Raw genomic sequence first — 25,542 nt, forward strand, 5'->3', positions numbered from 1 at the left:
CGTCACTCCGATGCGCCATAGCCCCGATCACGGGCTTCACGAATGATCTCGGTGCTGTCGACCTCGCCCGCGCCAGGTGGCGTCAATGCGCGCATCCGGCGCGACAATGCCACGAGCTCTTCTTTGGACATTCGCTTTGGGACCGGGCGGCTACGCTGAAGCGCGTCGCGAAGCTCAGCCTCCAACGAACGACCTCCATCCTTCGCGGCACGCCGGAAATCCTCCAGCAAGCCGTCGTCGAGATTGCGGATAAGAACCTGTCCCATAAGTCAGTGATAGCATATTGCTATCACTGACTCAAGTCATCTCAATCCGCCTTCTGCAAATGCCGCCGCCCAAGCAACTCCGCGATCTGCACCGCGTTCAACGCGGCACCTTTACGCAGGTTGTCGCTCACGCACCACAGCGACAGGCCGTTCTCGACGGTCGGGTCTTCGCGCACGCGGCTGATGAAGGTCGCATATTCGCCGACGCACTCGACCGGCGTGACGTAACCACCGTCCTCGCGCTTGTCGACGAGCATGATGCCGGGTGCTTCGCGCAGGATGTTCTGCGCCTCCTCGGCCGAAATCTCGCGCTCGAACTCGATGTTGATCGCTTCCGAATGGCCGACGAACACCGGCACGCGCACGCAGGTCGCGTGGACCTTGATCTTCTTGTCGAGGATCTTCTTGGTCTCGACGACCATCTTCCACTCTTCCTTGGTCGATCCGTCGTCGAGGAAGCTGTCGATATGCGGGATCACGTTGAAGGCGATCTGCTTGGTGAATTTCTTCGCCTCGGCGCTGTCGCCGACAAAGATGTTGCGGCTCTGCTCGAACAGCTCGTCCATGCCGGCCTTGCCCGCGCCCGACACCGATTGATAGGTCGCGACGACGACGCGCTTGATGGTGGCGGCGTCGTGCAGCGGCTTCAACGCGACCACCATCTGCGCGGTCGAGCAGTTCGGGTTGGCGATGATGTTCTTGACGCGATAGCCGGCGATCGCCTCGGGGTTCACCTCGGGCACGATCAACGGCACGTCGGGGTCCATCCGGTACAGCGACGAATTGTCGATCACCGTGCAGCCCGCCGCCGCGAAGCGCGGCGCGTGGATCTTGGTCGCGTCCGATCCGATCGCGAACAAGGCCATGTCCCAGCCGGTCGGATCGAAATTGTCGATGTTCTGGACCTTGAGCTTCTTGCCGGTCTCGCCGAAATCGACCTCTTCGCCCTGGCTGCGCGAGGATGCGACGACAGCGATCTCGTCCGCCGGAAACTCACGCTCCGCCAGAATGTTCAGCATTTCGCGCCCGACATTGCCCGTGGCGCCCGCGACGACGATCCGATAACCCATGATATTCTCCAATTCGGGCCGTGCCCGTAGCGTCATTGCGCGGCAGCGTCCATCGACTTTGCTAATCGTGCGTGCGCGCTTGCCAGGTCGCATGGGTGATGCCGTGAACCTCGGCGAGATGATCGGTCAGCGCATCGAGTTCTGCCGCCGCGACATTGGTGCTGACCAGCTTGGCGACGATCTCGACCCGGTCCTCGCCGCGCGGCACCACGTCGAGTTCGGCAACCGGCAGTTGCGCGGTTTCGAGATGCTCGGTCAGCAGGTCGCCCATCGGCCCGGCAGTATCGGCATCGGTGGTGATGGTGACGGAATAGGTCGCCTCGACATGCCGCCCCTCGATCGGCACGCGGTTGATCGAATCGACGAGCGGCCGCAGCACGGTGTTGACGAGGATCACCATGAACGCGAGCAGCGTGGCTTCCGCGATCAGATCGCTGCCCGCGATCGCGCCGACCGCCGCCGAACACCACAAGGTGGCGGCGGTGTTGAGCCCGCGGACGTTCATCCCCTCCTTCATGATGACGCCGGCGCCGAGGAAGCCGATCCCCGAGACGACATAGGCGATCACCCGGATCGACTCGACATCCCCGCCCAGCCGCTGCCCGAGGTCGACGAACGCCGCCGATCCCAGCGCGACCAGCGCGTTGGTGCGCAAACCCGCGGTGCGCTGGCGATATTGCCGCTCGGCGCCGATCAGCGTGCCCAGCACGAACGCGACGAGATAGCTGACGACCGTGTCGAGAAACGGCCACAGGTGGAAGGTCGTCAGGAACCGCATGATGTTAGGGCTTGGACTTCACAGTGCGGTCGAGGAAGTTGAGGATCGTCCCCCACAAATGCGCGCTGATACCGGGCCCGCCGACACGGTGAGTCTGGCCGGGGTAGAACATCATTTCGAACGCGCGGTCCTGGCGCTGCATCTCGGCGGCGAACGCGGTCGAATTCTCGAACACGACATTGTCGTCGGCCATGCCGTGGATCAGCAGCAGCGGATCGGCGATCTTGGCGGCATCGCCGATCGCGTCCGACGCCTTGTACGCGGCGGCGTCCTTGCCGGGATCGCCCATATAGCGTTCGGTATAATGCGTGTCGTAGAGTTCCCACTTCGTCACCGGAGCGCCCGATACGCCGGCGGCATAGACGCCCTGGTTCGCCTCGAGCATCTTGATCGTCATATAGCCGCCATAGGACCAGCCGTAGATCGCCACCTTGGCGGGATCGACGAACCTCTGGCTCTTGACGAACTTGGCCCCGGCCAATTGGTCCGCGACCTCGACCGTCCCCATCGCGCGGTAGATCGCGTCCTCGAACGCCTTGCCGCGATTGTACGATCCGCGATTGTCGATCTGGAAGAACACATAGCCGTGCTGCACCAGATATTGCGGCAATGCCCCGCCCCACGCGCGCGTCACCTGCTGGCCGGTGCCGGGGCCGCCATAATGCTGGAAGAACACGGGATATTTTTTGCCCGGCTCCAGCTTCGGCGCGATCATTTCATAATAGAGCGGCGTGCCGTCGTCCGCCTTGATCGTGCCGAACTGCGTGCTCCGGTGCGCGGCGCGGTACGGGTAATAGGGATGCCCCGGCACCACCGCATTCTCGTTGATCCACGCCAGCCGCTTGCCCGCATTGTCCGCGAGATAGGCCTGCGGCGGCTGGTCGGGGCTGGAGCGCGTGACGATCAGGCGGCTTGCATCGCCGTCCATCGTCGCGCTGTTCCACCAGCCGGCTTCGGTCAGCCGCGTGATCGCGTTGCCGTGCTTGAGATCGAGCGCATAGACATGCTGTTCGAGCGGGCCGTCCTTGTTGGCGACGAAGGTGATCCGGCCCGCTTTCTCGTCCACCCCGATCAGCGCCTGCACCACCCATTCGCCCTTGGTGAGCTGAGTCCATTTGCCCTGCGCGAAGCGATAAAGGTGGCGATAGCCGCTGCGCTCGGACGCCCAGATCAGGCTGCCATCGCCCAGCACGCGATAGGCGTCGCTGAGGTTGAGCCAGCTCCGCACGCCCGACTTCTCGGTGAACAGCACATGCGCCTTGCCGGTGGCGGGATCGACGCTGAGCATGTCGAGCGTCTTCTGGTCGCGGCTCTGGCGCTGGACGAGCAAGGCGGACCCGTCGGGCGTCCAGTCCACGCGCGCGAGGTAGATGTCGCGGTTCGCACCGAGATCGACCTTCACTTGCTTGCCGTCCAACCCGATCACGTAGAGATCGACCAAGGCGTTTGGCGTGCCAGCCGCCGGATAGCGCTGGTCATAGACCTTGGTGCCCTCAGCCCCGATCGCCGCGCGCGTGACGACGCCGACTGGTGCCTCGTCGAACCGTTCGACTGCGATGCGCGTTTCGTCGGGCGACCACCAATAGCCGGTGAAGCGGTGCATTTCCTCCTGCGCGACGAACTCCGCCTCGCCCCAATGCACCGTGCCGCCGCCACCTTGCGTCACCGCCCGCGCCGCGCCGCCGCCAAGCGGCTGGACGAACAGATTCTGGTCGCGCACGAAACCGATAAAGCCGCTTTTGGGCGATACCGTTGGGTTGAGCTGGCCGCGCGGCTGGCTGGTCAGCCGCCGCACCGCCCCGTCGAGCGAGGCGAGATAGAGATCGCCGTCGAGCGGCACCAGGATCGCCTTGCCGTCGGGCGCCCAGTCATAGGCGACGATGCCCTTCGATCCGCCGATGCGCGCGCGCTCGCGCTGCATCTTCTCGGCTTCGGACAGTTCGGCGCCGCTGCCGATCTTGCGCGAATCGACCAGCATCCGCTCTTCGCCGGTGCGCGTGTCGCGCGCCCACAGGTCGAGCCGGTCCTTTTCGTCGGCGCGCGGGCGCAGCGAGGTCAGCAAGGTGCCGTCCGGGGACAGCCTCAGCGCGCGCGGCTGCGGCCCGGCGAGATCGGGGCTGGCGAAGACGCGCTCGAGCGTCAGCGCCTGCTGCGCCGGCTCAGCGGCCATGAGCGGAACCGGCGCCGACAACAGCAACACCCCAGCGAGCAAAGCGCCTTTTCGCAAACATCATCTCCGCATCTCACAGGCCATCGCCTGCGCGAGCGGCAGGCGGGAGCGGCCTTATCGCGATGCGCGCGCGGTGCGTAAAGGGGCCGGTTTACGCCACGGCAATCGCCGACCCTCGATCAGCGAGCGCCACGCCCATTCGACCGGCGCGATAGCATAATGCCGGACATAGACGTTCGCCGCCCATAGCAGCACCGCATCAATGACGAACGCCACCACCATCAGCGGTCCCCACGTCAGCTTGCCGTACAGCGCCAGCGCGAACGGCGGAAACAGCAGCCACAGGCAGATCAGCGTCTGGGCGATATACAGCGTCAGCGCCGTCCGCCCCGCCGCGACGAACGGCCGCAGCAGCCGCGCGCCGACCACCGTCGTCGCCAGAACGTTGATCAGCCCGATATGCCCGAGCGTCACCGCCAACCGCGCCAGTTCGGAGGTCGCCCAATCGAGCTTCGGCGCGTCGTCGAATTGCATCGTCTGCCACGCCGCCACGCTGCGCAGCGTTACGCCCACCGCATAAGCGATCACCGTCATGCCGAGATAGAACCGCCGCGAGCGCGTCCCCTGCAAGATGCCGAGCTTGAACAGCCCCGCGCCGATCAGCATCGTCGAGGCGGCTTCCCAGACGAACAGCGCCTCCAGCCCGTACCCTTCGATCACGATGATCGTATTCCACTGCGCCCGTGCCCAAGTGAGCGCAGTGCCGCTGCGCGCTTTGTCCTCGGCGACGACGCGCGCGGCCATCTCGCGGTCGCGCTTGGCCTTGCTGACCTCATGCGTCTTCTGCGCGGCGATCGCAGCACGATCGGCGGCGTCGAGCGCTATGCCGGCGCGCTGCTTAACCGCCGCCTGCGCGAGCGTGACCTGCCGCTGCGTGATGCGATTGAAGTCGCTCGCGCCGGTGACAAGCGTGAATGCCGCCAGGTTGAGGCCGATCACGACCAGCCACCTGCCCGGCAACCGCGCGAACAGAAACGCGATCAAAGCGGCGATGCCATAGGTGTGGAGAATGTCCCCGGGCCATAGCAGGATGAAGATGTGGATGAGGCCGAAGCCGAACAGAATCAGGTTGCGCACATAATAGCGCCCCAGCACCTGCAAATGCCCCGCCGCCTCCGCCGCGCGGGTGGTGAGGATCACCATGCCAGCGCCGAACAGCATCTCCAGCATGCAGCGCGCGGTGCCGTCGGCGAACACTTCGCGCAGCCACCACGCCGCTTGGTCGGTCGAACTCCAGCCGAGATGGCGGATGTCGTCGAACGAGGCGACCAGCGACTGCCCCATGTCGTTGATGTTCATGAACAGAATGCCGAGGATCGCCACGCCGCGCAGGATATCGAGCACCGCGATCCGCGGCGCACCGTCCGGCTCGGCCGCCGTGGTCATCGGTACGTCGTTCACCCCAGCTCTCCCTTCGCGCGCCGTGCGTATCGCAACGTACGTGTCCTGTAAATGCAACACACCTCGACAGAACCCGTCACCCCCGCGCAAGCCGGGTTGGCGGTGATGGGCGTTGCTCGAACGCACCGCGCCCGCGCAACAGAAAAGGGCGCGGGAGCCATCGCCCCCGCGCCCTTCCTGAAACCTTGCGGTCGTCGCTTATTCGGCGGCGACGGTGCCCTTGGCCGGACGGTTGTCGCGGCGCTCGGCGATACGCGCCGACTTGCCGGTGCGACCACGCAGATAATACAGCTTGGCACGACGCACCGCGCCCTTGCGGATGACTTCGATGCTGTCGATGTTCGGCGAATACAGCGGGAAGACGCGCTCGACGCCCTCGCCAAAGCTGATCTTACGAACGGTGAAGTTCGAGCCCATGCCCTTGTTAGACCGCGCGATGCACACGCCTTCGTAGTTCTGCACGCGGGTGCGGTCGCCTTCGACCACCTTCACGCCGACCTTCAGCGTGTCCCCGGGGCGGAATTCCGGGATCGTCTTGGTCGCCAGGAACTTGGCGATGTTTTCGGCTTCGATCGTCTGGATGAGATTCATCTCATGCGTCCTTCGTCTGTCGCCGCGCGCCAGAGGGAGGCTTGACCCGAACGCCCTCGTGGCGTTCCCAAAGGTCCGGCCTCCTTAGCCGTGTCTCGGTCTCGGCCATCAGCTTTCGCCAGGCCGCGATCCTCGCATGATCCCCCGATCGCAGCACTTCGGGGATCGTGCGCCCTTCCCATTCATTAGGTCGGGTATAATGCGGATATTCGAGAAGGCCGCTTTCGAAGCTCTCGTCATCTCCGCTGGAAGGCGCGCCCATTACGCCGGGAAGCAGCCGAATGCAAGCGTCGAGCAGGACGAGCGCCCCCATCTCCCCGCCCGACAGGATATAGTCGCCGATCGACACCTCTTCGATGCCACGCGCTTCGAAGATCCGCTCGTCGAACCCCTCGAACCGCCCGCACAGCACGGTCACGCCGGGGCCGCTGGCCAGATCGCGCACGCGGGCTTGCGTCAGTGGCGTTCCGCGCGGCGTCATCGCGATCAGCGGCGCGCCCGTCGCAACACTGTCGATCGCGGCGGCGAGCACGTCGGCGCGCAGCACCATCCCGGCCCCGCCCCCCGAGGGCGTATCATCGACGGTGCGGTGCCTGTCGGTCGCGAAGTCGCGGATGTTGCGCGCGTCGAGGCTCCACCGCCCCTCCGCCAGCGCCCGCCCCGCGAGCGACATACCGAGCGGGCCGGGAAACATGTCCGGGTAGAGCGTCAGGATCGTGGCGGCGAAGGTCATGACGGGCGAGTCCAGTCCTCTACGCGCAAACCCGGAATGTCGGCGAAGTCGGCGAGGTTCCGCGTGACGATGGTCGCGCCGAGGCTGAGGGCATGTCCCGCCAACAGCCGATCGAAACGACCACGCCGGAACGGCATCTTGGCGTAAGCGCGGGCCGCAGCCTCGTCGAACGGCATCAGAGGCATCTGCTCGATGAGCCGTTCAAGCACGTCAATGGAGGGCGCCAAACCATTTTCGCTGCCGAGCGCAAGCTCGGCGAAGACGATCGCCGACATCCGAATGTCGCCGATCGCTGTCGCTTCGACCCGCCGGGTGAGCGCTGGATAGTTGCCACCGACGAGATAGATGATCGTGTTCGTATCGACGAGATGCATCAGCCATCGCGATCGAGCAGGTGCCAATCGCGCGGCGAATCGTCGAAATCTTCGCGCGGCAGCGGCTTTAGCCACGGCATCGACCCGGCGATGCCGGTAAGATCGATCTTGCGCTTCGGCGCATCGACCGGCTCGAACGTGAACCGGCCATGCTCCTCGCGCAGCCGCATCTCGGCGCCTTCCTCAAGGCCAAGCGCTTTGGGCAGTCGCAAGGCGAGCGAATTGCCCGACTTGAACACCTTGGCTTTATACTCCTCGCTCATGGCCCTCGCTCCGTATATACGATAAGTATATACTAGATGACGAACGCCCCGTCAACCACCACCCGCTCGCCGTCCCATTCGGGCACCGCGTCGGCGTTCATCGGCACCATGAAGCGCTGACCGTTCTCGCGCTCGATCTCGATCACGTCGCCCGCGCCGAAATCCTCGATCAGTACGACGCGACCCAACGCCTCGCCCGTCGTCGAGACGGCGGCAAGACCGATCAGATCGGAATGATAATATTCGCCCGGCTCGAGCGGCGGCAAGGCTGAGCGTGGCACCGTCAGTTCGGTGCCGCGCAGCGCCTCGGCGGCATTGCGATCGGTCACTTCGGCGAAGCGCGCGATCGTGCCGTTGCTACCGGGGCGTGCCGACTTGAGCGTCAGCGCAACCCCGGCGACAGTGGCATTCAGCACCTTGTAGCGCGCCAGATCCTCGGTGAAGACCTTGAGCCGCACTTCCCCCGTCACGCCATGCGCGCCGATGATGACGGCAAGCGTAACGGGGCGATCTGCCGACATTATGCTTCGGCCGAAGCCTCTTCAGCGGCCGGGGCTTCCTCAGCCGGCGCAGCAGCGGCGGCCTTGGCGGCCTCCTCGGCTTCGGCGATCTTGGTGGCACGCTCTTCGGCGCGCTCGGTTGCCTTCTCGCCGGGCTTGCCCTTGTTCGGGTTGTTGCGGACGGCACGCTCCTTCACGCCGGCCACGTCGAGGAACCGCGCGACACGGTCGGTCGGCTGCGCGCCGTTGCCGAGCCAGTGCTTCGCACGCTCGGCGTCGAGGATGATGCGCTTCTCGTCATCCTTGGCGAGAAGCGGATTGTACGTGCCGATCTTCTCGATGAACTTGCCATCGCGCGGCGAACGCGCGTCCGCGACGACGATGCGGTAGTAGGGACGCTTCTTGGAGCCGCCACGCGACAGACGAATGCTGAGTGCCATCTTGAACTACTTCCTTCTTTGATCTGGTCACCCCAGCGCAAGCTGGGGTCTTCTGGTTTTCGGTTGTGCCCTTGCCGCCGGAGACCCCAGCGTGCGCTGGGGTGACGACTTGGGCAGGTTACTTCTTCTTGTTCATCAAATTCTCGAACCCCGGCGGCAGCTTGGCCTGGCCACCGCCAAGCCCCGGCAGACCGCCGGAATTGCCGCCGATCAGGCTGCCGATATCGGGCATGCCGGCACCGCCGAGGCCACCCATGCCGCCACCGCCCATGCCGCCCTTGCCGAACATCGCCGCCATGCCCTTCAATCCGCCCATCTTGCGGATCTTCTTCATAGCGCCGGCCATTTCCTGATGCATCTTGAGCAGCTTGTTGACGTCCTGAACGGTCGTCCCCGAGCCCTTGGCGACGCGGATCTTGCGCTTGGCGTTGAGCAGTTCGGGCTTGGCACGCTCTTTCTCGGTCATCGAACCGATCATCGCGTCCATATGGATCAGCACCTTGTCGCCGCCGACCTGCTGAACCGCGCTTTGCGCCTTCTTCAGCCCCGGCAGCATGCCCGCGAGCGCGCCGAGGCCGCCCATCTTGCGCATCTGCTGGAGCTGCGCGCGCAGATCGTTGAGATCGAACTGCCCCTTGGCGAGCCGCGCCGCGATCTTCTCGGCATCTTCCTGCTGGATCGTCTCGGCGGCGCGCTCGACCAGGCTGACCACGTCGCCCATGCCGAGGATGCGGCCAGCGACGCGGCTGGGATGGAAGGCTTCGAGCGCATCCATCTTCTCGCCCGTGCCCGCGAATTTGATCGGCTTGCCGGTGACGGCCCGCATCGACAGCGCCGCACCACCGCGCGCATCGCCGTCCATGCGGGTCAGCACCACGCCGGTCAGCGGCACCTGCTGCGAGAAGCTGGTCGCGACGTTGACCGCGTCCTGTCCGGTCAGCGCATCGACGACGAGCAGGATTTCCGCCGGACGCGCGACATCGGCGACCGCGCGCATCTCGTCCATCAGCGCCTGATCGACGTGCAGACGGCCCGCCGTATCGAGCATCAGCACGTCATAGCCCTGCAGCTTCGCCGCCTGCAGCGCGCGCCGCGCGATATCGACCGGCTGCTGGCCAGCGACGATCGGCAGCGTCGCCACCTCGGTCTGCGTGCCCAGCGTCGCCAACTGCTCCTGCGCGTTCGGGCGATTGACGTCGAGCGACGCCATCAGCACCTTCTTGCGCTCACGCCCGCCCTGCCCGCCCGACAGCCGCCGCGCGATCTTGGCGGTCGTCGTCGTCTTGCCCGAGCCTTGCAGGCCGACCATCATGATGACGGCGGGCGGCGTGACGCCGAGGTCGAGTTCGGCGGCGCTACCGTCGCCATCGCCGCCCAGCATCGCGACCAGCGCGTCGTTGACAATCTTGACGACCTGCTGCCCCGGCGTGACCGAGCGCAGCACCTGCTGGCCGATCGCCTGCTCGGTCGCCTTGTCGACGAACTCGCGCGCCACCGGCAGCGCGACGTCGGCTTCGAGCAGCGCGACGCGCACTTCGCGCATCGCCGCGCGCACGTCCGCCTCGGTCAGCGACCCGCGGCCGCGCAACCGATCGAACACACCGCCAAGACGGTCGCTGAGGCTCTCGAACATCGTCAAACCTTCCACTTCGAACGCTATCGCCCTATGGAAAAACGCAAAAGACGCCGGCGGACGAAACCTCGTCGGCCGGCGTAGCCCCGCAGGGCAAGCCTTTCACGAATCCCGGTGGGGACGCGATCGAAACGGCCTTTAGCGGTTTCGCGTGCATCTCGCAACCCGCCGGCGCTTAACGGGAAATACACAGCTCGAACGGCATAGCCGGTCGATCGGGTTTCTAAGGCGTTTGCAATGGGTTCTGGACACGACGACGGAGCGGAGGCCAAGCCCCCGCCCAGCCGAGACGTTTGGGTCGTCGCCATCATTGTGGCCGCGATCGTGCTGTTCGTCGGCATCGGCAGCGCCGTGCTGGCGAAGGCGCTCGACGCCTATGTCCCTGCCGGCGCGACAATCAATCGCGGGCTGATGATCGCGTTACTGCTCAACCTCGCGCTGATCCTGCTCGGCTGGCGCCGCCACCGCGCGTTGAACACCGAGGGTGCGGCGCGCACCACGGCGGAGGGTCGCGCGCATCATCTGGCGGCGCGCGATCCGCTCACCGGCTTGCTCAACCGCCGCAGCCTCGCCGAAGCGGGCGCGACTCTGTTGGTCGGCGCGCGGCGGCGCCACAAGGCGATGGCGCTGATGTTGATCGATCTCGATCACTTCAAGGCGATCAACGATCGACACGACCACGCCACCGGCGATGCGCTGCTCCACCGGGTCGCTGCCGAGATCACGCGCATCATGCCGGCCGGCGCGGTGCTGGCACGGGTCGGCAGCGATGCTTTCGCCTGCGGCGTCCTGTTCGATCCCGGCCACCCCGACACGGTCGAGCGGATCGCCGAGCGCACGATCAGCAAGCTCGCCCAGCCGTTCAAATGCGAAGGATTGGTGCTCGCGATCAGCGCCTCGGTCGGCATGGCCCGTTCGGACGATGGCTGCGCCAGCTTCGAGGCGCTGATGCGCGGCGCCGATACCGCACTCCGCGCCGCCAAACACACCGGCCGCAACCGTTACGCGTGGTTCAATCAGGCGATGGAACGCGAGGAAGCGACGCTTGCCACGCTGGAAGCGAGCCTGCGCAGCGCGATCCCGAAACAGGAGATCGTCCCCTATTTCGAACAGCAGATCGACCTCGCCACGGGCGGGCTGTGCGGTTTCGAGGTGCTGGCGCGATGGCAGACGCCCGATGGCGTCGTCACCCCCGCCGTCTTCATGCCCACTGCCGAGCGCACCGGGCTGATCGGCGACCTGTCGCTCTCGGTGATGCGACAGGCCTTCGTCGCCGCGCGCGATTGGGATTCCGGGCTGACGCTGTCGATCACCCTCTCGCCACGCCAGTTGAGCGATGCATGGCTCGCGCAGAAGATCATCAAGGCGCTGACCGAGGCGAGCTTCCCGCCCGGCCGGCTCGAGGTCGGGGTTACTGAAGCCGCGCTGCTCGACACGCTCCCGCTCGTCCAGTCGATTCTGGCCAGCCTCAAGAATCAGGGCGTGGGGCTGGTGCTCGGCGATTTCGGCGGCGGCTTCGCCAGCCTTGCGCATCTGCGCGCCGCCGCGTTCGACCGGATCAAGCTCAGCCGCACCTTCGTCACCGCCACGCCCGATAACGCCGTGATGGCCAACGCCGTCGCCCGGCTCGGCGAATGCTTCAACCTGCCGATCACCGCGATCGGCATCGAGACCGCCGAAACCGCGGAGCGGCTGCGCGCGCTCGGCTACACGCGCGGGCAAGGCTCTCTCTATGCGCAGCCCGCCAGCATCACCAACACCCGCCGCCTGCTCGCGCAACGCGGCCTGCTGCGCCAACCCGGCCCGGCGATCGCCGGCGTGAACCGCGCGGTCCGGTAAATCCTCCCCCGCCAGGCGGAGGATTTCACCCGCCACGCGATCAGCCGCAGAATGGACATCCGTCGCGCCCGTCCCTAGATCACCGCGCATGATCGACCGCGCCGGCCCCTGTCGTGGCTGACCCCCATATCGTCAGCCTGGGCTGCCGGCTCAACATCGCCGAGAGCGAGACGATCCGCGCGCTTTTGGCCGGGCGCGACACCGTCGTCGTCAACAGTTGCGCCGTCACCAACAGCGCGGTCGCGGAGACTCGCGCCGCGATCCGCCGCGCGCGGCGCGACCGCCCGGCGGCGGAGATCGTCGTCACCGGCTGCGCCGCGCAGATCGATCCGGCCAGCTTCGCGGCGATGCCCGAGGTCGATCGCGTGATCGGCAATGCCGAAAAGCTGTCCTCGCACGCCTGGAATGCGTCCGCTCCGGTCGTGGTCGGCGACATCATGCAGGTGCGCGACACCGCCCCGCATCTGGCAAGCGCCTTCGCCGCGCACGCGCGCGCCTTCGTCGAGGTCCAGAACGGCTGCGACCATCGCTGCACCTTCTGCGCGATTCCCTATGGGCGCGGCAACAGCCGCTCGGTGCCGGCGGGCGGCGTGATCGACCGGATCGCGGCTTTGGTCGACGCCGGCTACCGCGAAGTGGTGCTGACTGGGGTCGATCTCACCAGCTACGGCCCCGATCTGCCCGGCGCGCCGACCCTCGGGATGCTGGTCGAGCGAATCCTCGCCCACGTGCCCAATCTCGAACGGCTGCGTCTGTCCTCGCTCGATTCGGTCGAGATCGACGACCGGCTGTTCGCCCTGATCGCGCATGAACCGCGCATCTTGCCGCACGTCCACCTCTCGTTTCAGGCCGGCGACGACATGATCCTCAAGCGCATGAAGCGCCGCCACAGCCGCGCGCAGGCGGTCGCCCTGGTCGCGCGCCTCAAGGCCGCCCGCCCCGATATCGCGATCGGCGCCGACCTCATCGCCGGCTTCCCGACCGAAGACGCCGCGATGTTCGCCAACACGCTGGCGCTGATCGACGAATGCGACATCGTCCACGCACACATCTTCCCTTATTCGCCGCGCGAGGGCACCCCCGCCGCGCGGATGCCGCAAGTCGCGCCGGACGTGCGCAAGGCGCGCGCGGCGGAGCTCCGCGCGGCAGCGGCGACGCGCAAGGCGGCGTGGCTGCGCACCCTCGTCGGCAGCGAACAGGACGTGCTGGTCGAGCGGCCCGGCGATCGCGGCCACGCCGGCAACTTCGCCGAAGTCCGCTTCCCCGCCCCGGTCAGCCCGCTCCCCCCCGTTCGTGCTGAGCCTGTCGAAGCACGTGTTCCGGGCGCACGTGCTTCGACAAGCTCGGCACGAACGGAATGGGTGGGCGAGGTTGCGCGCCTCCTAATAACCGCCACCGACGGTCTAACCCTCCACGCCGCGATCCTCCCCCGCCAGGGGGAGGTGTCGCCAAAGGCGACGGAGGGGGCGGACGTGCCCTCCTCACGATCACCCCGCCGCTTGCTCTCTCACCTCCCTCCGGCGGCGAACCAACCCGCCCCATCGCTACAAAAGGCAATCGCATGAGCACCACACCCGGCTGGCACGAGCGCCTGCTCGGCGGCTTCAAGCGCACCTCCGATCGGCTGATCGGCAACCTCGTCGGGCTCGGCACCGCGCCGCTCGACGACGCCACGCTCGACGATATCGAGGAAGCGCTGATCGCGTCCGATCTCGGCCCGCAGACCGCGCGCCGCATCCGCGACCGGCTCGCGGCCGGCATGTTCGAGCGCGACATGGAGGATCTCGGCATCCGCCTCACCGTCGCCGAAGAGGTCGAAAAGGTGCTGGAGAAAGTCGCCAAGCCGCTGGAGATCGAGGCGTTCCCGCGCCCGCAGGTGATCCTCGTCATCGGCGTCAACGGATCGGGCAAGACCACCACCATCGCCAAGCTCGCGCACTGGCTGAAAGAGCAGGATTATGCGGTGATGCTCGCCGCCGGCGACACCTTCCGCGCCGCCGCGATCGGCCAGCTCGCCACCTGGGCGGAGCGTGCCGGCGTGCCGATCATTCGCGGCAAGGAAGGCGGCGACGCCGCCGGCATCGTCTACGAGGCGGTCAAGCAGGCGACCGCGATCGGCACCGACGTGCTGATCGTCGACACCGCCGGGCGCCTCCAGAACAAGCGCGAGCTGATGGACGAACTGTCCAAGATCCGCCGCGTGCTCGGTCGCCTCAACCCTGCCGCCCCGCATGACGTGGTGCTGGTGCTCGACGCGACCACCGGCCAGAACGCGCTGTCACAGATCGAGGTGTTCAAGGAAATGGCGGGCGTCACCGGCCTCGTCATGACCAAGCTCGATGGTTCCGCGCGCGGCGGCATCCTCGTCGCGGCGGCGGAGAAATACGGCCTGCCCATCCATGCGATCGGCGTCGGCGAAGGCATGGGCGATCTCCGCCCGTTCGACGCCAACGAAGTCTCGCGGATCATCGCCGGTGTGGATGGAGTGCGTCGTGGTTGAGATCAGCAAGAAGCCCGTCAACGCGCCAATCCTGCGCATGGCGGTCGATTACGGCCCGCTCGTCGTGTTCTTCGCGGTCAATTACCTCGCCCCCGGCCCGACCGTGGCCAAGGCGGTCGCCGCGACCATCGCCTTCATGATCGCCGAAGTGGCGGCCCTGCTGTTCTCGCAACTGAAGCTCGGCTCGATCTCGCCGATGCTGTGGATCACCGGCGCGCTGGTGCTCGTGTTCGGCGGGCTGACGATCTATTTCCACGACCAGCAGTTCATTCAGATGAAGCCGACCTTCGTCTACGCCTTGTTCGGCGGCCTCCTGCTGTTCGGCTGGCTGACCGGCCGCCCGCTCCTCCAGCAACTGCTCGGAACTGCCTATCCGGGGCTGGACGCCGAAGGCTGGCGCAAGCTCACGCGCAACTGGGCGATCTTCTTCATCCTGATGGCGATCGGCAACGAAGCCGTCTGGCGCGGCACCGCGATGCTGTGGGGCAAGGACGCGGGCTGGAACGCGTGGCTCTGGTACAAGATGCCCGGCTGCGTCATCATCACGCTCGTCTTCGCGATGGCGAACGTGCCGATGCTGATGAAACATGGCCTGACGCTGGGCGACGACAAGCCGCCGATCGTACCGCCGGAAGGCTGACACCTTTTTATACGTCGCCCCGGCTTTCATACGTCACCCCAGCGCAAGCTGGGGTCTCCCGCAATCACGCGAGCGCGTCGAACAGATCGCACTTCCGGGTTGCCCACCTCAATAAGCTCGACATTCCAGTCGCGCCGCCAAGCCTTGAGCGCTTTCTCGCGGGCAATGGCCTCCTCGATCGTGTCGAACTGCTCGGCATGAACCAAGGTCTTGATGCCATAACGACGGCAATACGCCGATATACAGCATGCCCCTCGGCTTGCTCGCCATCAGATACGTCCAGCACCCGCGCTCACGACATAGAAAAAGGGCCGGAAACCCTGCGGTCTCCGGCCCCTTCGCTAACTGTCAGCGCTCGGATCAGCCCTGCTGGTCGGCCCGGCTCACACCCTCGCCGTCGAGGTTCTGCGCGGCGAATTCCCAGTTGAGGATCTTGCCGGTCAGCGCTTCGAGATAGCCCGGGCGCGCGTTGCGGTAATCGATGTAATAGGCATGCTCCCACACGTCGATCGTCAGCAGCGGCTTGTAATCATAGACGACGGGCGTGTCGGCGTCGTGCAGCGACGTCACCTTGAGCTTGCCGTCTTCGAGCACCAGCCAGCCCCAGCCGCTCGCGAAATGGTTGGTCGATTCGGCGACCAACGCCTTCACCAGCGCCTCGGTCGAGCCGAAGCTCTCTTCGATCATCTCGGCGAGCTTGCCGGTCGGCGCGGCATAGTTCGGGGTCAGCGAGTTCCAGAAGAACGTGTGGTTCCAGATCTGCGCGGAATTGTTGAACAGGCCCTTGTCGCCGGTTTCCTTGGCGTGGCGGATGACCTCGACCAGCGACTTTCCCTCAAGGCCCTTCTCGGTGACGAAACCGTTGGTCTTGTCGACATAGGCCTTGTGATGCTTGCCGTGGTGGAAATCGAACGTCTCGGCGGACATCGTCGGGGCGAGCGCGTCCTTGGGGAAAGGCAGCGGGGGAAGTTCGAAAGCCATAGGATATCCTCCTTCAGAGACGTTCAGGATCACGGCGCAAACGCCTGTGGGCTGGAAATGGGTCCGTGGAGATTATTACGCAACCGATTCGGAATTGAGAATGAATCGCAACTACTTACTGCGAATCATTTGCAACCATACGTGTCGAGCACCTATGCCCCCGCCGAGATCAGCCCGTGCCGCTTCAGCGCATGCCGCAACTGATCGTAGCTCAGCCCCAGCGCATCCGCCGTCGCGCGCTGGTTGAAGCGATGCTCGGCCATCGCCTTCTTGAGCAGATCGCGCTCGAAGCGCGCGATCCGGCTCTTGAAGTCGCCCGGTTCGTCTTCCTCGACCACCGGCGCAGCCGCCGCCGCGATCGGCGCCGCCTCCACCGTCATCGCCCCGCCCTGGCCCCCACGCGGGCGATATTGCGACTGAAACGGATCGAACTCGATCGCGTCGATCGGCGTGTCGCGCTCCCAGCGGTACACCGCGCGCTCGACGACGTTGCGAAGCTCGCGCACGTTGCCCGGCCAGTCATAGGCGACCAGCGCCGCCATCGCCTCGCGCGTGAAGCCCGGCCAGTCGAGCCGTCCCATTTCCGACGCCATCCGCCGCCCGTAATGCTCGGCGAGCACCGGCACGTCGCCGGTCCGCGCGCGGAGCGGCGGCAGCGTCACCACCTCGAACGACAGCCGGTCGAGCAGATCGGCGCGGAACTGGTGCCGCGCCACCTTGTCGGGCAGATGCTCGTTGGTCGCCGCGACGATCCGCACGTCGACGCGAAGCGGCCGCGACGATCCGATCCGAGTCACCTCGCCATATTCGACCGCGCGCAGCAGCCGGTCCTGCGCCGCCATCGACAGCGTGCCGAGTTCGTCGAGGAACAACGTGCCGCCATGCGCCTCCTCGAACCGCCCCTGCCGCGCCTTGGTCGCGCCGGTGAACGCGCCCGCCTCATGCCCGAACAGTTCGGCCTCGATCAGCGTCTCGGGCAGCGCCGCGCAGTTCATGATGACGAGCGGCTGGTCCCAACGCGGGCTCAGCCGGTGAAGCCGCTCCGCCACCAGTTCCTTGCCGGTGCCGCGCTCGCCGATCACCAGCACCGGCCGGTCGAGCGCCGCCGCGCGGCTGGCGCGCTCCAGCGCATCGAGAAACGGGCCTGACTGGCCGATTACCTGGGTCACACGCTCCATTGCCAAGCTTTGGCGTAAATTCCCAAGGCTTGGCAAGCGCACAATGCGGCAAAGCTGTCGATCCGTTCAGGAAACCGCGCAAACCCGCCATTTTCAAAACTGGCACGAACCCTGCAAAGCTCATCCCGTACACAACGAGTACCGCGTTACTCCAAGGAGTTTTTCCAAGATGGGCATTTTTTCCCGGACCCGCGACATCGTCGCCGCCAACTTCACCGACCTGCTCGACAAGGCGGAAGACCCGGCGAAGATGATCCGCATGATCATCCTCGAAATGGAGGAAACCCTGGTCGAAGTGCGCGCCTCCGCCGCGCGCACCATCGCCGACCAGAAGGAGATGCGCCGCCACATCGACAAGCTCGGCAAGCTCCAGGATAGCTGGACCGAAAAGGCCGAACTGGCGCTGTCGAAGGGCCGCGAGGATCTCGCCAAGGCCGCCCTCGTCGAGAAGCAGAAGGCCGCCGACATGGCCGATCGCCTCAAGGACGAAATCGCCGTGCTCGACGAGGCGTTGCGCGCGTCGGAGGAGGACATCAACAAGCTCCAGACCAAGCTTCGCGAGGCCCGCACCCGCCAGACCTCGATCGTCACCCGGTTGGAGAGCGCGCAAAACCGCTACAAGCTTCGCGAACTCTACAACGGCCCGCGCATGCAGGATGCGTTCTCGCGCTTCGACGTGCTCGAAGGCCGCATCGACATGGCCGAGGGCCGCGCCGACGCCGCCGGTCTGGGTTCGCAGCCCAAGTCGCTCGAAGAGGAAATCGCCGAGCTCAAGACCGCCGACAAGGTCGATGCCGAACTCGCCGCGCTGAAGGCGCGCATGAACAAGGACGGTTGAGATGGAAGACGTTTTCCTCCCCATCGTCATCTGCGGCATGCTCTTCGTCGGCATGCCCTGGGTGATCCTGCACTACATCACCAAGTGGAAGCAGGCCCCCAAGATCACCGACGAGGATGAGAAACTGCTCGACGAGCTCCACCTGCTCGCCCGCCGGCTCGAAGACCGGTTGCAGACGGTGGAGCGGATCGTCGCCGCCGACCATCCCGATTGGCGCCCCGGCGTTTCGGCCGACCCGCGCCCTTCCTACGACCTTTCCAAGAGGAACTGAGCCATGAGCGCGAGCCGCACCAAATTCTACCTCGACAAGCAGAACCGCAAATGGCTGGGCGTCTGTTCGGGGATCGCCGATTACACCGGCATCGATGCCACCTGGGTCCGCGTCGGCGCGGTGGTCCTCACCATCGCCGGCGGCTTCCCCTGGACGCTCCTCGCCTATTGGCTGGTCGCCTGGATGGCCGATGCCAAGCCCTACGGCCTGTATGACAGCAAGGAAGACCAGAAATTCTGGCAGGGCGTGCGCAGCAACCCGACCCGCTCGACCGCCGAGGTCCGCTCGAAGTTCCGCGACATCGACCGCCGCCTCGCCGACATCGAGATGATGTACACCAGCCGCAACACGCGCCTCGCCGACGAGATCGAAAGCCTGCGCTAAGCGCGGCTTCGATCCCTGCACCACGCACCGCAACAGGATACCGATGATGTCGACCACCTGGGGACTGCTCGTACCGCTCGCCGCGATCACGATTTTCCCGCTGAGCAAGGTGTTCAACACCTGGGTTCGCGCGAAACACGGCTACCCGCTCGAAGACGAGCGCCGCCGCGACAAGGATCGCCTCTCGACCACGCGCGAAACCGAATTGCTGAGCGCCGAGAATGAGCGGCTGACCGGCAAGATCGGCCGGCTCGAGGAGCGGATCGCGGTGCTCGAACGCATCGCCACCGACCCCGCCGAGCGCACCGCGCGCGAGATCGAGGCGCTTCGCACCAGCGACTGATCCGCCGCCCCACGTTTCCTACCCCCGTTTGAACATCCACCCGCGCGCGACCCATACGGTCGCGCCGACAGGAAAGGCTCGTCTCATGCTTCTCGGTTTTCTCGCTGTCCTCGCCACCATCACCGCCATCGGCGTCTTCGCCACCGAACGCGTCGATCGCCCGCGCCGCCGCCGCGAACGGCTCGCCCCGCAGGGCGATGCGCAGTAACATCACCGCCTTGGCAGGGGAGTTTTCCACATGAACCCGTTTGAAATGGTCGTCGCGATCATCGTCGTCATCACGGTCGGCCGCGTGCTGATGGCCCGCTTCGGTGTGGTCCACAGCAAGCACGGCGAGCAGGTCGCCTTCCGCGACGACGGCGCGACCAAGGCCGAGAACGCCCGGCTGCAGGAGGAATTGCGCAGCATGAAGGAGCGGCTCGCCGTCCTCGAACGCCTCGCCACCGACAATGACACGAGCAGCGCCCGCCTCGATCGCCAGATCGAACGCCTGCGCGACCCGAAGTGACCCTCATGACCGCAGGAGCAGGGATCATGACCGACCCGAGTTTCTACATGACGATGGCCGCCACCGCTTTGGCCGGAGTGGCCATCCTCGCCTACACCACCCTGACCGGCTGGCGCGGCTGGCTCGCGCTCAAGCAGCAGGAATTGCAGCACCAGCCCGGCGGCGACCGCACCGCCCCGGCCATGCCCAACGCCAGCGCCCGCATCGAGATCGCCGACCTGAAGGAACGCATCCGCAAGCTTGAAGCGATCGCGGCGGGGGTGGATTTGTAACCCACGACTGGAAACGCCAGTCCTCCCCACCCCGCTCGCCCTGAGCTTGTCGAAGCCTGTCCTGAGCGGCTGGCTTTGCCGGCCAGCCGAAGGGGGCGTGTACCAAGCGGGCAACTCGCCACTTAGAGCGTGACGACGTTAAATAGCTCCGTTCGTGCTGAGTAACGGCCGAGTAGCCCGCAGGGCGTATCGAGGTCGTGTATCGAAGCACAGGCCACGAGTCCCACCTGCTCATCTCGATACGGCGCAAGCGCCTACTCGATCCCTACTCAGCACGAACGGGCCATCACGCTCGATATCATTGTGTTCCGAACACGTGCTTCGACACGCTTGTGTGTTGGAAATGTGCATAATGGCGATTGCCGGGACGGGGTGGCCACCCCGTCCCGGCGGCGGATGTGAGGCCGTTCGACTTGGCGATCTTGCAAGATCGTTGCTGAGCAGGGCCGCATCCGTCTTCCCAAACCCCGAACAGTTGCTTGGGGCCATTACGGACCCCGCATCACAAGCTTGGGAGACCGGATCATGCCACAGCCCGACCTGTTTGTCGGCATCGATGTTGCCAAAAACGAATTGGTTGTCCGCCTTCATCCTCTCGGTGAGGAATGGCGTTTTGCGAACGACAAGGCGGGGTTGAAGGCGCTCGAACACCGCCTCAAGGCGTTTGCCGCCCGATATCATCTCCTCATCGGCTTCGAGGCGACGGGTGGCTACGAGCGCAAGCTTGCCGCGCTGCTCGACCGCCTCGGGCTGACCGCGTATCTGCTCGATCCCGCCCGGGTGCGCAACTTCGCCCGCGCCGAGCGGCAGTTAGCGAAAACCGACCCGCTGGATGCCGCCGTGATCGCGCGTTGCCTCGCCGCGCTCCATCCCGAACTCACCCCATATCGGCACGATCCTCAGGCAGCACGCCTTGCCGAGCATGTCCGCATGCGCGATCTCGCCGTCGCCCAGCGCATCCAGCTCGGCAATCAGTTCGAGACCCTCGACGATCCTGCCATGCGCCGCCTCGTCAAAGCCCAGGTCGGCAAACTCAAAGCGCTCGCCCTGCGGATCGAAAAGGCCATCGCCGCCCTCATCGCCGCAAGCCCCGATCTGGCGACACGCGAACGCCTGATGCGCTCCGCACCCGGTATCGGCCCGATCGTGGCGGCATGCCTGCTCGCGCACATGCCAGAGCTCGGCGCGCTCTCCAGCCGACAAGCCGCAGCCCTCGTCGGCGTCGCCCCCTTCGACCGGCAAAGCGGCGCCACCCGAAAACCCGGACGGTGCGCCGGCGGAAGACCCGCTGTACGCAGGTGCCTCTACCTCGCCGCTCTCGCTATCGCACGCTCCAAAAAAGGCCCCCTCGCACAAACCTGCCAGCGCCTCCGCGACAACGGCAAACCCGCCAAGGTCGCCCTCGTCGCAACCATGCGAAAACTCATCATCACACTCAATGCCATGCTCAAATCACAGCAAACATACCGGCATGCATGAACACAGTTGCTCAGCACGAACGGGGTAGGGAAACGCGGTAGACGCCCCCGCCCCATCCCGTTACCGCCAACCGCCATGACGACACTCGCCGACCTGCACGAAGAATACGCCTTCCTCGACGCCGACGATCGCTACCGGCTGTTGATCGATCTCGGCAAGACGCTCGAACCGATGCCCGATCCGCTCAAGACCGACGCGACTCTGGTGCGCGGCTGCTCGGCCTCGGTGTGGGTCTATCCGATGCGGCGCGACGACGGCACGCTCCACTTCCTGGCCGATTCGAACGCGGCGATCACCAAGGGCATCATCGCGCTGGTGCTGCTGACCGTTCAGGACCAGCCCGCCGCGACGATCGCCACCACCGACATCACCGCCGCGCTCGCGCCGTTCGATCTCAAGAGCCAGCTCAGCTCGAACCGGACGCAGGGCATCCCCAACATGATCGCGCTGATCCGCGAGACGGCGCTGCGGTACGCCGCGTAAGCCGTCATCCCAGCGAAAGCTGGGATCTCTTGCGGTTACAGGCGCGCTCCGCCTCCGGGAGACCCCAGCGTGCGCTGGGGTGACGTAGGGATCAGTTCTTCGGCACCTTCGGCGGGCGCGGATACGGCACGAAATCGTTCAGCCCGATCGATCCGCCCGGCATCCGCGAGCCGCGATCGATCAGCCGCACGATGTCCATCCGGCAGGCCTGACCGCCCCGCGGCTCGCTAACGAGGATGTCGTCGTCGTCGAGGAAATTCGCCCCGCTCGGCCGGTTGACGTACATCGTGCCGTCGCTGGTGGTGTAGACGATCGCAGTATCGTCGATGATCTGGCTCGATCGGATCTGGGTCAGTGACAAGCAATCCACCGGCTTTCCGGCAACCCGGCCATCGAGCATCTTGGCGAGTTGCGCCTCGCCGGTCAGCCGCTCCTTGGCCTGAGCCGGCACAGCGGAAGCGACCCCCGCCAAAGCGGCGATCACGGTAAGATATTGGGAAACGCGCATCCAATTTCTCCTATGCTTCGAGGATAGCCGAGTCGTGCTGAACCTGCGATGACCCGTTGAGGTCCGGCCTGTCCAGACCCAGCGCGTCGATCACCGTCTCGAGCGGAGCGCCCGCGCGCACGATCTGCCACGTGCGGCTGTCGTTGCTGTCCACCACCGTCACCGCGCCGCGCGGGCAGACCTTGAGGCATTTCACCTCGACGATCCCGATCGGCGCCTTGCGGCCCAACTTCACCCCGAGTTCCTTGCGCAGCGCCTTGGCCAGCGACGTCTTGCCGCGCGGCCCGAATCCGCCGCCGAGCTTCTTCGAACATTTCGCGCAGACCAGCACAGTCCGCGACCAGTCCGACCGGACCGTCGTCACACGTCAGGCTTCCACTGCCGCTGCTCCTCGGCGACGCGCAGCACATCATATGCCGCCTGGATCGCCTGGAAACGTGCCGCCGCATCCTTGTCGCCGGGGCGGATATCGGGATGGTTCTGCTTGGCGAGCCTGCGCCACGCCACCCGCACCGCATCGAAATCCGCATCGACCTCAAGGTCGAGCACTTCCAGCGCCCGCAGCTCGTCGCGCGATCGGCTGCCGTCGCCGGAGCCAGCCCATTGCTGGTGCCGCGAGGTGGTGTAGCCGTCTGCGGTGCGAGTCTCCGCCGCCTCGCGCTCGGCGGCTTCCTCGGCGCTCAACCCTTCGAAGTAATTCCAGCCGCGATTATATTCCCCGGCATGTTCCTGGCAGAAATACCAGCGATCGGGGCTGTTGGGGGATTTCGGTGCGGGGCAATTGCCCGGCTGCGTGCATCCGTGCCGGTCGCACAGGCGCACCTTCGCCGCCTCGCGGCTCGACTCGCCATAGGCGCGCCAGCGCGGAAATCCCCAATCGTCTTGTCTCGTCGCACGCGCCATAGCGGACCATCTAAGCACGCCGGTGCGGCAATGCCATGACGGATTGGCGGCGGCGGCGATTTTGGGGTGTGTGCGGCCGGCTGGCGAGCGGGTGGAACTGCGCGATTGCGCGATGCCGGCTTTTCGAACACGAGGCGACCCGCCACACGGGGAGACGGCACGTGATGAAATCGGGATCGATGTTTGCGGCGCTGGTCGCCACCCTGACGCTGGCGACGCCGCTTCGCGCCGCCGAAGAGCCCGTCGACCCCAACAGCATCGACATCGTCGATGCGATCGAATGCCGGCTCGATGCGCCCGCCTACATGGGCTTCGCGCTGGCGCTCAACGGCGAGGAGAAGATCGCCGCCAAACGCCACTGGGTCCGCGTCGCCACCAAGAACGCGTTCATGAACGAATATGATCTGCCCGCGCCGATCACGGTGGCGGGCCACTACAGCACGCGCCGGATCGCCTTCACCGCCAGCGGCGTCCTCGCCATGCTCGATCTCGCCGACCCGAACGGGCTCGCGCGCGAACAGGGGATCGAGAACGCGGTCGATCCCTCCCCCCTGCTCGAAGCGATGATCGCCTCGGGCAAGGCCACACCAGCGGACATCGCGGCGGCCACCACCTCGCGCAAATTCCTCGGCGAAAAGATCGTCGTCGACCGCACCGAGGCCCCGGCGGCGGGCGAGAGCTTCGGCGCGCACATCGTCGTCTCACGCAACGTCTCGAACGTCACCACCCATCCGGGCAAGACTTTCTACGGCTGTTCCTACCGGATCGAGGTGATCGGCAAGGACGGCGAGCCGCTGTAACCCTGTCCTACACGCCGACGTCCTGGCAGTCTGGCCGCACGCTCTTTGACACCGCCGGCAAGACCGAATCCCGCGCCGCTGCGCGCGCAAACGTGAGACGCGACGCAACGTTCACCACGTTTGCGCACCGTGCGCTGCATAGGCAACGTTAGCCACGTTTCCCGCGCGCAAGGGGATACCAGAGGGTCTGTAAGCCGGGTTCTGTCCACCCTCTTTACGAAGGATAGGCGACCATTCCTCTAGGGCGACGCTTGCACGCCGCCTCAAGCAACCAACCCGGACGACGAGCAGAAACGATGCCCATGTGCCGTCCCTATTCGGTCTTGCTCCCGGTGGGGTTTGCCATGCCGCCTGCCGTTACCGGAGGCGCGGTGCGCTTTTGCCGCACCCTTTCACCCTTGCCTGTCGCCACGCTCGCGCGCAGCCCATCGGCGGTCTGCTCTCTGTGGCACTGTCCCTGGGGTCACCCCCGCCGGGCGTTACCCGGCACCGTCGTTTCGCGGAGCCCGGACTTTCCTCGGCATGTGCAAGCACATGACGCGGCCGCCCGACCCTCTGGTCCGAACGCCTTAGTCGTCCCCTTGCGGTTTGGGCAATAGCAAAGCGAGCAGGATGCTGCGGCACTCGCCGTCGATCTCGCCGTCGATCAACTCGGGGCGGTAGCGGCGCTGGAACGCGACGACGGCAGCGAGCTTGTCCTTCACGTCGTAGCCGAATCGTTCGAGCGCGATCAGGAAGCCGGCATCGCTCCACATCGGGTCCATGAGGTTGCGCGTCGGACGCGGCAACGCGAGGCGGAGCCGTGCGAGGCGATGCCACGGGAACAGCTCGCCCGGATCTTGCTTGCGTGTCGGCGCGATGTCCGAATGGCCAACGACGTTGCCGCGCGTGATCGCGTAGCGCTCCTTGATATCGCCGACCAGGCCGACCAGCGCGTCGATCTGCGCCTCGGGAAAGTCGCGATAGCCGAATTCATGGCCGGGATTGACCAGTTCGATCCCGATCGCGGCGCTGTTGACGTCCTCGATCCGCCCCCATCGCGCCGCGCCGGCATGCCACGCGCGCTTGTCCTCGGCGACGAGCCGGTGAACCGCGCCGTCCTCGTCGATCAGATAATGCGCCGAAACCTTCGCGGCCGGGTCGCACAGCCGCTCCAGCGCCGCTGCCGCATCGACCATCCCGGTATAATGAAGAACGATCATGGTGATCGGCAGCGTTCGCTCGTCGAAATTGGGGGACGCCGTCTCGATGATCGTCATGCACGCTCCTGCTCGCCGCCTGCGCGGGCACATGCGCAGGGCGGATCAAGCGGGTGCGATACTCAATCTGGCCGCGT

At 65.9% G+C, this 25,542-nt stretch carries 33 protein-coding genes and 1 other RNA gene; 14 read left to right on the plus strand and 20 right to left on the minus strand.

Annotated elements, in window-relative coordinates; all coding sequences use genetic code 11:
• Positions 1-2: 2 nt before the first annotated feature.
• The 12 genes from J0A91_RS25250 to ffh form a co-directional block, all read right to left on the minus strand.
• A complete protein-coding gene (locus J0A91_RS25250) occupies positions 3-266 on the minus strand; it encodes a FitA-like ribbon-helix-helix domain-containing protein (protein ID WP_069205994.1) in 264 nt (87 codons plus the stop codon).
• A gap of 41 nt (positions 267-307) precedes the next feature.
• Positions 308-1,336: an aspartate-semialdehyde dehydrogenase gene (locus tag J0A91_RS17680; protein ID WP_069205995.1), complete on the minus strand. Its 1,029-nt coding sequence runs from the start codon at positions 1,334-1,336 to the stop codon at positions 308-310.
• A 61-nt stretch (positions 1,337-1,397) separates the two neighbouring features.
• On the minus strand, positions 1,398-2,114 hold the full coding sequence (locus J0A91_RS17685; RefSeq protein WP_069205996.1) for an MgtC/SapB family protein: 717 nt from the start codon (positions 2,112-2,114) through the stop codon (positions 1,398-1,400).
• A gap of 4 nt (positions 2,115-2,118) precedes the next feature.
• Positions 2,119-4,284 (minus strand): S9 family peptidase, encoded by a 2,166-nt coding sequence (locus tag J0A91_RS17690; RefSeq protein ID WP_083224981.1) that lies wholly within the window; start codon positions 4,282-4,284, stop codon positions 2,119-2,121.
• Between the two features lie 114 nt (positions 4,285-4,398).
• Positions 4,399-5,745, minus strand: coding sequence for a DUF418 domain-containing protein (locus J0A91_RS17695; protein ID WP_240502061.1), 1,347 nt, complete (start codon positions 5,743-5,745; stop codon positions 4,399-4,401).
• A gap of 198 nt (positions 5,746-5,943) precedes the next feature.
• On the minus strand, positions 5,944-6,336 hold the full coding sequence (gene rplS / locus J0A91_RS17700; RefSeq protein ID WP_069205998.1) for a 50S ribosomal protein L19: 393 nt from the start codon (positions 6,334-6,336) through the stop codon (positions 5,944-5,946).
• A gap of 1 nt (position 6,337) precedes the next feature.
• A complete protein-coding gene (gene trmD / locus J0A91_RS17705; protein WP_069205999.1) occupies positions 6,338-7,069 on the minus strand; it encodes a tRNA (guanosine(37)-N1)-methyltransferase TrmD in 732 nt (243 codons plus the stop codon).
• The gene (locus J0A91_RS17710) at positions 7,066-7,443 is read right to left on the minus strand and encodes a type II toxin-antitoxin system VapC family toxin (RefSeq protein ID WP_206364923.1); all 378 of its coding nucleotides are present in this window, start codon (positions 7,441-7,443) and stop codon (positions 7,066-7,068) included. The genes trmD and J0A91_RS17710 overlap by 4 nt, the downstream gene beginning before the upstream one ends.
• The gene (locus tag J0A91_RS17715; protein ID WP_069206000.1) at positions 7,443-7,706 is read right to left on the minus strand and encodes an AbrB/MazE/SpoVT family DNA-binding domain-containing protein; all 264 of its coding nucleotides are present in this window, start codon (positions 7,704-7,706) and stop codon (positions 7,443-7,445) included. The genes J0A91_RS17710 and J0A91_RS17715 overlap by 1 nt, the downstream gene beginning before the upstream one ends.
• A gap of 32 nt (positions 7,707-7,738) precedes the next feature.
• On the minus strand, positions 7,739-8,227 hold the full coding sequence (gene rimM, locus J0A91_RS17720) for a ribosome maturation factor RimM (RefSeq protein WP_069206001.1): 489 nt from the start codon (positions 8,225-8,227) through the stop codon (positions 7,739-7,741).
• Positions 8,227-8,646 (minus strand): 30S ribosomal protein S16, encoded by a 420-nt coding sequence (gene rpsP / locus J0A91_RS17725; RefSeq protein WP_069206002.1) that lies wholly within the window; start codon positions 8,644-8,646, stop codon positions 8,227-8,229. The genes rimM and rpsP overlap by 1 nt, the downstream gene beginning before the upstream one ends.
• 118 nt (positions 8,647-8,764) lie before the next feature.
• Positions 8,765-10,279: a signal recognition particle protein gene (gene ffh / locus J0A91_RS17730; RefSeq protein ID WP_069207456.1), complete on the minus strand. Its 1,515-nt coding sequence runs from the start codon at positions 10,277-10,279 to the stop codon at positions 8,765-8,767.
• A 237-nt stretch (positions 10,280-10,516) separates the two neighbouring features.
• Between ffh and J0A91_RS17735 the strand changes: the two genes are divergently transcribed.
• The 4 genes from J0A91_RS17735 to J0A91_RS17750 all read left to right on the plus strand — a co-directional run bounded on the left by J0A91_RS17735 (position 10,517) and on the right by J0A91_RS17750 (position 15,258).
• Positions 10,517-12,118 carry a putative bifunctional diguanylate cyclase/phosphodiesterase gene (locus J0A91_RS17735; RefSeq protein WP_069206003.1) on the plus strand — a complete coding sequence of 534 codons (1,602 nt, stop codon included), beginning with the start codon at positions 10,517-10,519 and terminating at the stop codon, positions 12,116-12,118.
• Positions 12,119-12,231: 113 nt separating this feature from the next.
• The gene (gene mtaB / locus J0A91_RS17740) at positions 12,232-13,683 is read left to right on the plus strand and encodes a tRNA (N(6)-L-threonylcarbamoyladenosine(37)-C(2))-methylthiotransferase MtaB (RefSeq protein WP_083224749.1); all 1,452 of its coding nucleotides are present in this window, start codon (positions 12,232-12,234) and stop codon (positions 13,681-13,683) included.
• Positions 13,680-14,618, plus strand: coding sequence for a signal recognition particle-docking protein FtsY (ftsY, locus tag J0A91_RS17745; protein WP_069206004.1), 939 nt, complete (start codon positions 13,680-13,682; stop codon positions 14,616-14,618). Before mtaB ends, ftsY begins: the two co-directional genes overlap by 4 nt.
• Positions 14,611-15,258 carry an inner membrane-spanning protein YciB gene (locus J0A91_RS17750; RefSeq protein ID WP_338056893.1) on the plus strand — a complete coding sequence of 216 codons (648 nt, stop codon included), beginning with the start codon at positions 14,611-14,613 and terminating at the stop codon, positions 15,256-15,258. Before ftsY ends, J0A91_RS17750 begins: the two co-directional genes overlap by 8 nt.
• Positions 15,259-15,284: 26 nt before the next feature.
• On the opposite strand, the gene J0A91_RS17755 is transcribed toward J0A91_RS17750, so the two are convergent.
• The 3 genes from J0A91_RS17755 to pspF form a co-directional block, all read right to left on the minus strand.
• The gene (locus J0A91_RS17755) at positions 15,285-15,464 is read right to left on the minus strand and encodes a GIY-YIG nuclease family protein (protein WP_069206005.1); all 180 of its coding nucleotides are present in this window, start codon (positions 15,462-15,464) and stop codon (positions 15,285-15,287) included.
• Positions 15,465-15,618: 154 nt separating this feature from the next.
• The gene (locus J0A91_RS17760; protein ID WP_069206006.1) at positions 15,619-16,239 is read right to left on the minus strand and encodes a superoxide dismutase; all 621 of its coding nucleotides are present in this window, start codon (positions 16,237-16,239) and stop codon (positions 15,619-15,621) included.
• Between the two features lie 152 nt (positions 16,240-16,391).
• A complete protein-coding gene (pspF, locus tag J0A91_RS17765) occupies positions 16,392-17,417 on the minus strand; it encodes a phage shock protein operon transcriptional activator (protein WP_069206007.1) in 1,026 nt (341 codons plus the stop codon).
• Positions 17,418-17,586: 169 nt separating this feature from the next.
• Here pspF and pspA point away from each other — a divergent pair, with 169 nt between their 5' ends.
• The 9 genes from pspA to J0A91_RS17805 all read left to right on the plus strand — a co-directional run bounded on the left by pspA (position 17,587) and on the right by J0A91_RS17805 (position 21,995).
• Positions 17,587-18,255 (plus strand): phage shock protein PspA, encoded by a 669-nt coding sequence (gene pspA / locus J0A91_RS17770; protein ID WP_069206008.1) that lies wholly within the window; start codon positions 17,587-17,589, stop codon positions 18,253-18,255.
• A 1-nt stretch (position 18,256) separates the two neighbouring features.
• Positions 18,257-18,526 (plus strand): envelope stress response membrane protein PspB, encoded by a 270-nt coding sequence (gene pspB, locus J0A91_RS17775; protein WP_069206009.1) that lies wholly within the window; start codon positions 18,257-18,259, stop codon positions 18,524-18,526.
• A gap of 3 nt (positions 18,527-18,529) precedes the next feature.
• Positions 18,530-18,910 (plus strand): envelope stress response membrane protein PspC, encoded by a 381-nt coding sequence (gene pspC, locus J0A91_RS17780; protein WP_069206010.1) that lies wholly within the window; start codon positions 18,530-18,532, stop codon positions 18,908-18,910.
• Between the two features lie 46 nt (positions 18,911-18,956).
• Entirely contained in the window at positions 18,957-19,253 is a 297-nt protein-coding gene (locus J0A91_RS17785; protein WP_069207458.1) for a hypothetical protein, read from the plus strand.
• 85 nt (positions 19,254-19,338) lie between these two features.
• Positions 19,339-19,461: a hypothetical protein gene (locus tag J0A91_RS25080; protein ID WP_276204581.1), complete on the plus strand. Its 123-nt coding sequence runs from the start codon at positions 19,339-19,341 to the stop codon at positions 19,459-19,461.
• A 30-nt stretch (positions 19,462-19,491) separates the two neighbouring features.
• Entirely contained in the window at positions 19,492-19,761 is a 270-nt protein-coding gene (locus tag J0A91_RS17790; protein ID WP_069206012.1) for a hypothetical protein, read from the plus strand.
• A gap of 26 nt (positions 19,762-19,787) precedes the next feature.
• Complete coding sequence (locus J0A91_RS17795) at positions 19,788-20,033, plus strand: hypothetical protein (protein WP_069207459.1); 246 nt, start codon at positions 19,788-19,790, stop codon at positions 20,031-20,033.
• Positions 20,034-20,558: 525 nt separating this feature from the next.
• The gene (locus J0A91_RS17800) at positions 20,559-21,512 is read left to right on the plus strand and encodes an IS110 family RNA-guided transposase (protein WP_069204281.1); all 954 of its coding nucleotides are present in this window, start codon (positions 20,559-20,561) and stop codon (positions 21,510-21,512) included.
• 75 nt (positions 21,513-21,587) lie between these two features.
• On the plus strand, positions 21,588-21,995 hold the full coding sequence (locus J0A91_RS17805) for a SufE family protein (protein WP_069206013.1): 408 nt from the start codon (positions 21,588-21,590) through the stop codon (positions 21,993-21,995).
• Positions 21,996-22,086: 91 nt separating this feature from the next.
• Here the strand turns inward: J0A91_RS17805 and J0A91_RS17810 are convergent, their stop codons facing one another.
• Genes J0A91_RS17810 through J0A91_RS17820 form a run of 3 tightly spaced genes read right to left on the minus strand, consistent with a single transcriptional unit; the run spans position 22,087 to position 23,406 of the window.
• A complete protein-coding gene (locus J0A91_RS17810; protein WP_069206014.1) occupies positions 22,087-22,503 on the minus strand; it encodes a hypothetical protein in 417 nt (138 codons plus the stop codon).
• Positions 22,504-22,513: 10 nt separating this feature from the next.
• Positions 22,514-22,867, minus strand: coding sequence for a thioredoxin domain-containing protein (locus J0A91_RS17815; protein WP_069206015.1), 354 nt, complete (start codon positions 22,865-22,867; stop codon positions 22,514-22,516).
• Positions 22,864-23,406, minus strand: a complete 543-nt coding sequence (locus J0A91_RS17820; protein ID WP_069206016.1) for a J domain-containing protein — start codon at positions 23,404-23,406, stop codon at positions 22,864-22,866. The genes J0A91_RS17815 and J0A91_RS17820 overlap by 4 nt, the downstream gene beginning before the upstream one ends.
• A gap of 161 nt (positions 23,407-23,567) precedes the next feature.
• Here J0A91_RS17820 and J0A91_RS17825 point away from each other — a divergent pair, with 161 nt between their 5' ends.
• Positions 23,568-24,206: a hypothetical protein gene (locus J0A91_RS17825; RefSeq protein WP_069206017.1), complete on the plus strand. Its 639-nt coding sequence runs from the start codon at positions 23,568-23,570 to the stop codon at positions 24,204-24,206.
• Between the two features lie 174 nt (positions 24,207-24,380).
• Here the strand turns inward: J0A91_RS17825 and rnpB are convergent.
• An RNA gene (rnpB, locus tag J0A91_RS17830) (RNase P RNA component class A) lies at positions 24,381-24,765 on the minus strand.
• Between the two features lie 10 nt (positions 24,766-24,775).
• A complete protein-coding gene (locus J0A91_RS17835; RefSeq protein WP_069206018.1) occupies positions 24,776-25,465 on the minus strand; it encodes an N-acetylmuramoyl-L-alanine amidase in 690 nt (229 codons plus the stop codon).
• Positions 25,466-25,542 lie beyond the last annotated feature (77 nt).

The organism is Sphingomonas panacis (assembly GCF_001717955.1).
Taxonomy (GTDB): domain Bacteria; phylum Pseudomonadota; class Alphaproteobacteria; order Sphingomonadales; family Sphingomonadaceae; genus Sphingomonas; species Sphingomonas panacis.

Coding starts and splice junctions, on each gene's coding strand:
- ftsY (WP_069206004.1), top strand. CDS start 13,680: ATGAGCACCACACCCGGCTGGCACGAGCGCCTGCTCGGCGGCTTCAAG.
- J0A91_RS17690 (WP_083224981.1), bottom strand. CDS start 4,284: ATGGCCGCTGAGCCGGCGCAGCAGGCGCTGACGCTCGAGCGCGTCTTC.
- J0A91_RS17835 (WP_069206018.1), bottom strand. CDS start 25,465: ATGACGATCATCGAGACGGCGTCCCCCAATTTCGACGAGCGAACGCTG.
- J0A91_RS17680 (WP_069205995.1), bottom strand. CDS start 1,336: ATGGGTTATCGGATCGTCGTCGCGGGCGCCACGGGCAATGTCGGGCGC.
- J0A91_RS17820 (WP_069206016.1), bottom strand. CDS start 23,406: ATGGCGCGTGCGACGAGACAAGACGATTGGGGATTTCCGCGCTGGCGC.
- J0A91_RS17685 (WP_069205996.1), bottom strand. CDS start 2,114: ATGCGGTTCCTGACGACCTTCCACCTGTGGCCGTTTCTCGACACGGTC.
- rpsP (WP_069206002.1), bottom strand. CDS start 8,646: ATGGCACTCAGCATTCGTCTGTCGCGTGGCGGCTCCAAGAAGCGTCCC.
- rplS (WP_069205998.1), bottom strand. CDS start 6,336: ATGAATCTCATCCAGACGATCGAAGCCGAAAACATCGCCAAGTTCCTG.
- J0A91_RS17795 (WP_069207459.1), top strand. CDS start 19,788: ATGACCGACCCGAGTTTCTACATGACGATGGCCGCCACCGCTTTGGCC.
- pspC (WP_069206010.1), top strand. CDS start 18,530: ATGAGCGCGAGCCGCACCAAATTCTACCTCGACAAGCAGAACCGCAAA.
- pspB (WP_069206009.1), top strand. CDS start 18,257: ATGGAAGACGTTTTCCTCCCCATCGTCATCTGCGGCATGCTCTTCGTC.
- trmD (WP_069205999.1), bottom strand. CDS start 7,069: ATGACCTTCGCCGCCACGATCCTGACGCTCTACCCGGACATGTTTCCC.
- J0A91_RS17760 (WP_069206006.1), bottom strand. CDS start 16,239: ATGGCTTTCGAACTTCCCCCGCTGCCTTTCCCCAAGGACGCGCTCGCC.
- J0A91_RS17735 (WP_069206003.1), top strand. CDS start 10,517: ATGGGTTCTGGACACGACGACGGAGCGGAGGCCAAGCCCCCGCCCAGC.
- J0A91_RS25250 (WP_069205994.1), bottom strand. CDS start 266: ATGGGACAGGTTCTTATCCGCAATCTCGACGACGGCTTGCTGGAGGAT.
- J0A91_RS17710 (WP_206364923.1), bottom strand. CDS start 7,443: ATGCATCTCGTCGATACGAACACGATCATCTATCTCGTCGGTGGCAAC.
- J0A91_RS17790 (WP_069206012.1), top strand. CDS start 19,492: ATGAACCCGTTTGAAATGGTCGTCGCGATCATCGTCGTCATCACGGTC.
- pspF (WP_069206007.1), bottom strand. CDS start 17,417: ATGGAGCGTGTGACCCAGGTAATCGGCCAGTCAGGCCCGTTTCTCGAT.
- J0A91_RS25080 (WP_276204581.1), top strand. CDS start 19,339: ATGCTTCTCGGTTTTCTCGCTGTCCTCGCCACCATCACCGCCATCGGC.
- J0A91_RS17715 (WP_069206000.1), bottom strand. CDS start 7,706: ATGAGCGAGGAGTATAAAGCCAAGGTGTTCAAGTCGGGCAATTCGCTC.
- J0A91_RS17805 (WP_069206013.1), top strand. CDS start 21,588: ATGACGACACTCGCCGACCTGCACGAAGAATACGCCTTCCTCGACGCC.
- J0A91_RS17810 (WP_069206014.1), bottom strand. CDS start 22,503: ATGCGCGTTTCCCAATATCTTACCGTGATCGCCGCTTTGGCGGGGGTC.
- ffh (WP_069207456.1), bottom strand. CDS start 10,279: ATGTTCGAGAGCCTCAGCGACCGTCTTGGCGGTGTGTTCGATCGGTTG.
- J0A91_RS17800 (WP_069204281.1), top strand. CDS start 20,559: ATGCCACAGCCCGACCTGTTTGTCGGCATCGATGTTGCCAAAAACGAA.
- pspA (WP_069206008.1), top strand. CDS start 17,587: ATGGGCATTTTTTCCCGGACCCGCGACATCGTCGCCGCCAACTTCACC.
- rimM (WP_069206001.1), bottom strand. CDS start 8,227: ATGTCGGCAGATCGCCCCGTTACGCTTGCCGTCATCATCGGCGCGCAT.
- J0A91_RS17785 (WP_069207458.1), top strand. CDS start 18,957: ATGTCGACCACCTGGGGACTGCTCGTACCGCTCGCCGCGATCACGATT.